The following is a 1,876-nucleotide window of genomic DNA, read 5'->3' as shown; positions in this document are numbered from 1 at the left end:
TCGTCAGCGCATTCGTCCAAAAGGGCGGCCAGTAGGAGCGCCGCCGGCCGCCGGATGAGGGCGGCGGGAGGGGCTAAGGGCCGGAAGAGTCGTTGATCCACCACGTTGAGGGAGAGCGTTAGTGCAGGAAACAACAGCCAACCGAGTAGCAGCCAACGCGACGTCCTCATTCACCGAGCATCTGCAGCGCGAACGGCCCGATTTGATGCCCTTCGGCCAAGTGCCTTTCAACCAGTTGCCTGCCGGCGGGCACGCCGGCCAGCCGGGAGCACCGTTGCAGGCCCCGCACGGGACGACGATCGTGGCGATGACCTATGCCGGGGGAGTGCTGATGGCCGGGGACCGCCGCGCCACCATGGGCAACGTGATCGCGAGCCGGCACATCGAGAAGGTCTTTCCCGCCGACCAGTATTCAGTGCTGGGCATTGCCGGGACTGCCGGCATCGCCCTGGACATCACCAGGCTGTTCCAGGTTGAACTCGAACACTACGAGAAGATCGAGGGCACGCTCCTGAGCCTGGACGGCAAGGCGAACCGGCTCGGCGCCATGGTCCGCGGCAACCTGCCCATGGCCATGCAGGGCCTCGCCGTCGTGCCCCTGTTCGCAGGATTCGACCGGCCCGCAGGTTTCGGCCGGCTCTTCTCCTACGACGTCACGGGCGGCCGCTACGAGGAACAGGAGCACCACGCGGTGGGATCCGGCTCGATGTTCGCCCGCGGCGCGCTGAAGAAACTCTGGCGTCCCGGCCTCTCGGAGCAGGACGCCGTGGCGGTCGCCGTCGAGGCCCTGTACGACGCCGCCGACGACGACTCCGCCACGGGCGGCCCGGACCCCGTCCGGCAGCTATGGCCGGTGGTGTACATCGTGAACCGGACAGGCGCCTTCCGGGTACCGGACCGCGACCTTGCCGCCGTGGCCGGCCGCGTCATCGAATCCCGCACCGTCGCCCAGCGGGAGGCCTGAGATGACCCAGCAGTTCTATGTATCTCCCGAACAACTGATGAAGGACCGTGCGGACTTCGCACGGAAGGGCATCGCCCGCGGACGTTCGGGGGTGGTCCTCAGTTGCCGGGACGGGATTGCCCTCGTGGCGGAGAACGCGTCCCCGTCGCTGCACAAGATCGGCGAGATCTACGACAAAATCGCGTTCGCGGCCGTCGGGAAGTACAACGAGTTTGAGAGCCTGCGGCAAGCCGGGGTGCGGTATGCCGATGTCCGGGGCTATTCCTACGACCGCGAGGACGTCACGGCCCGCGGCCTCGCCAGCGTGTACGCACAGAGCCTCGGCGCGGTGTTTACGGCCGAACAGAAACCCTTCGAGGTCGAACTGGCCGTGGCCGAAGTCGGTCAGGCCCAGGAGGCGGACCATCTGTACCGGCTGACCTTTGACGGGTCCATCGCCGACGAGCACGGCTTTATAGTGATGGGCGGCCAGGCGGACAAGGTCTCCGAGGCTGTCGCGGCGGGTTGGCAGGGCGAACTCGACTTCGCGGGCGCCATCCGGCTGGCCCTCGCCGGGCTCGTGGCGGACAAGGAAACCACCACCCTGCCCGTATCCGCACTGGAAGTTGCGGTACTGGACCGGGGATCGGAAAGCGGCCGCGGCACCCGCCGGGCGTTCCGCCGGCTCGAGGACCCGGACATCGTGGCATTGCTGGCTGAGGAGAAGTGAGATGGACAAGCGCATATTCGGCATCGAAACCGAATTCGGAATTTCCTATTCAAGCCCGGAGTCCCGGCCGCTGGCACCGGAGGAAGTAGCCCGCTACCTCTTCCGCAAGGTGGTCAGCTGGGGACGGTCCTCCAACGTCTTCCTGACCAACGGCTCGCGCCTTTACCTGGACGTCGGGTCGCACCCGGAATACGCCACCGCCG

General features: G+C 66.9%; 3 protein-coding genes. All 3 read left to right on the top strand.

The window, feature by feature from the left end; genetic code table 11:
• Positions 1-121: 121 nt before the first annotated feature.
• Positions 122-964, top strand: a complete 843-nt coding sequence (gene prcB / locus LQV45_RS29095; protein WP_028275579.1) for a proteasome subunit beta — start codon at positions 122-124, stop codon at positions 962-964.
• Between the two features lies 1 nt (position 965).
• A complete protein-coding gene (gene prcA / locus LQV45_RS29090) occupies positions 966-1,673 on the top strand; it encodes a proteasome subunit alpha (protein ID WP_230010517.1) in 708 nt (235 codons plus the stop codon).
• A 1-nt stretch (position 1,674) separates the two neighbouring features.
• Positions 1,675-1,876 (top strand): proteasome accessory factor PafA2 family protein (locus LQV45_RS29085; RefSeq protein ID WP_230010515.1); only part of this gene is annotated, 202 nt, incomplete at its 3' end.

This window comes from Microbacterium sp. Bi128, from assembly GCF_918698205.1.
Note: the sequence above shows the minus strand (reverse complement) of the source record. Positions and strands in the feature narration are given on the sequence as shown.